The sequence below is a fragment of the Fusobacterium sp. IOR10 genome (genome assembly GCF_010367435.1).
In the GTDB taxonomy this organism is placed as follows: domain Bacteria; phylum Fusobacteriota; class Fusobacteriia; order Fusobacteriales; family Fusobacteriaceae; genus Fusobacterium_B.
In genome coordinates, this window is the sequence record NZ_WJWY01000059.1 from 1 (window position 1) to 2586 (window position 2586).

Consider the following 2586-nt stretch of genomic DNA (forward strand, 5'->3'; position numbering starts at 1 on the left):
AGAAATAGAATTTTAATTTATAGCAATTTAACAAAAATAAAAATTCCTTCAGCATAAAGCTGAAGGAACAAAAACATTATTTATTTTTTTATTTTTCTCCACCAACACCAGTTGACAAAGAACCTAATTATTTAGTTTCTCATTCTTATGTTTTCCCAAACCTCATTTTGCATATCTAAAGTTTTACTAGTATCCCTTAAAAGAGCAGCATTTTTCAAAGCTTCAATTTTAAATATAGGTTCTTCTTCAGCTAATTTTCTCGCTGGAACATTTATACAAGGTAACATTAAATAGTCAGCAACTAGTTTATAAACTTCAGGCCTATGAATATATTCTATAAATTTATAAGCATTTTCTTTGTCTGGTGCTGTTTTTAAAAGCACAAAGGAATCTATGGAAAAGCTTCCTGCATTTTCAGGAATGAAAAATTCAGTGTGCTCAATTTGTTCATCTGTAAGTTCAAAATATATATTTTCTGCATAACCTTGAACCACTAGGAAATCTTCAGAAGCAAAGTTTTTTCCAAAGGAATCAGAGTCAAATTTAGCTAAATTCTTTCTCCATCTAAGAAGTCTTTTTTCAGCCTTTTTAAAGGCTTCCTTATCAGAAGTATTTTGAGGATAACCTTCATAGGCTAGAGCAGCAATAATATTTTCCTTTAAATCATCTAAAAGTGTCATTCTTCCACGTAAACTTTCCATTTCATAAATGTCATAACTTCTAGGAAAATCTTTAACATACTTGGTGTTAACAGCTATAACTGTGGCACTTATAGCATAAGGAATAGCATACTCATTATTTTTATCAAAGGCCCTTAATTTTTTCATCATATCCTGATCTAAGTTTTTAAATGTGGATATTTTATTTTTATCTATTTTTTCCAACATATTTTCTTTCATCATAATTTCAACATAATCAGGAGAAGGTAGTACTATATCATACCCTGTTGCTCCAGATTTAAGTTTTGTAAACATTTCTTCATTTGTAGAATAAATATCTTCAATAACTTTTATACCAGTTTCCTTTTCAAAGTTATCAAAAACTTCAGGGGGAATATATTCAGCCCAAGAATAAATATGAACTACATTTTTATTTGACAACTTAGGGTTTTCCTTTTCATTACTTTTATTATTATCTCCACAAGAAATGAAACCTAAAGCCAAAGTTCCAATTAAAATTGTTTTAGATAAATATTTTAAAACTTTTTTTTTAAACATTATACCTCCTAAAATTAAATTAATATTATCCTAAGAATCCTTTGATAATAATTTCCTCAGCTTCTTCCTCTGTTATTCCAATTGTCATTAATTTAGTTAATTGATCAGAAGCTATTCTTCCAACAGTTGCCTCATGAATAAGCTCAGCTTCAGAGTGTATAGCAGAAATTCTAGGAGATGAAGATACCTTAGCATTTCCAGTTATAATAGAATCACATTGAATATGCCCTCTACATTTTGCCTTACCAATTAACTCCATATTGAAGTTTTGAGAAGATTCCCCTTGAGCAACTGAACGGGATATAACTTGAGCAGATGATCCTTCCCCTTCTAAAGTTACAATTATATTAGATTCAGCCCTTTGATGTCCGTCAGTTAAAAGTCTTTCAGTTATTACTAATTTAGCATTTTTATGTAAAATGATTTCAGTATCCCTTACTGTGGAATCAATTCCCTTTATTTGATCCATTTCCAATTCAACAAAACTATTTTCAAAAGCTTCTATAATAGTCTTAGGGTTCATGATTCTTTTTCCACTTCCGTCACCATCCCCATAATGTTTTTCAACATATTTCATTTTTGCATTTTCCCTTACAAAAAATTCATGAACACCACTATGTCCAGAATCTTCAGTTCCGCAACCATGAATTCCGCAACCAGCTATAATAACAACATCACAGTTAGCTCCAACTTCAAAAGTATTATATACCATATCTTGTAAACCTTCTTTAGAAAGAATAACAGGTATGTGAACACTTTCATTTTTAGTGTTTTCTTTAATTATAATATCAATACCAGGCTTGTCTGTCTTAGTTATAATATTTATATTTTCAGTGGTTTTTCTAGATTCTCCCCCACCATTTTTTCTTATATTATAGGCTCCTGTTGGTACTTGGTGTAAATCTGCAATCTTTTCTAAAAGCTCTTTGTCAACATTATTTAACATATGCTCTCTCCTTTATAAGCTACAACATTTTTTACATGAATTTTTTCCATGAACCATGCTCTCTAGAAATTTTTTATTTGTAGTTCTTTCAATAACCTTACCCTTGTCTAAAACAATAATTTCATCAGCAAGTGCCATAATACGTTCTTGATGGGAAATCATAATAATACAAGTGTCTGTACCACTGTGTAATTCTTTAAAAGTTTCAGTCATTCTTTGGAAACTCCATAAATCAATTCCTGCTTCAGGTTCATCAAAGATAGCTACTTTCAAATCTCTAATTAAAACAGAGGCTATTTTGTAGTGAACCCATTTTCTTGGACATGAAATTTAATATTTAATTTAAGGATTGATTCCTGTATTCTGCAGGAGTTAATCCTTTTAATTTTATTTTAATTCTCTGATTATTATAATAATCAATAT

The 2586-nt window shown here is 29.7% G+C and carries 4 protein-coding genes; all 4 read right to left on the reverse strand.

The genetic code is table 11. The features are described from left to right. Nucleotides 1-131: 131 nt before the first annotated feature. Complete coding sequence (locus GIL12_RS09885; protein ID WP_163470307.1) at nucleotides 132-1217, reverse strand: extracellular solute-binding protein; 1086 nt, start codon at nucleotides 1215-1217, stop codon at nucleotides 132-134. Nucleotides 1218-1242: 25 nt separating this feature from the next. After that, nucleotides 1243-2163, reverse strand: coding sequence for a SufD family Fe-S cluster assembly protein (locus tag GIL12_RS09890; RefSeq protein ID WP_163470308.1), 921 nt, complete (start codon nucleotides 2161-2163; stop codon nucleotides 1243-1245). A gap of 12 nt (nucleotides 2164-2175) precedes the next feature. Beyond that, nucleotides 2176-2436, reverse strand: coding sequence for a hypothetical protein (locus GIL12_RS10080; protein WP_203522602.1), 261 nt, complete (start codon nucleotides 2434-2436; stop codon nucleotides 2176-2178). 64 nt (nucleotides 2437-2500) lie between these two features. Continuing rightward, the gene (locus GIL12_RS09900) at nucleotides 2501-2584 is read right to left on the reverse strand and encodes an IS3 family transposase (protein ID WP_370456718.1); all 84 of its coding nucleotides are present in this window, start codon (nucleotides 2582-2584) and stop codon (nucleotides 2501-2503) included. Nucleotides 2585-2586 lie beyond the last annotated feature (2 nt).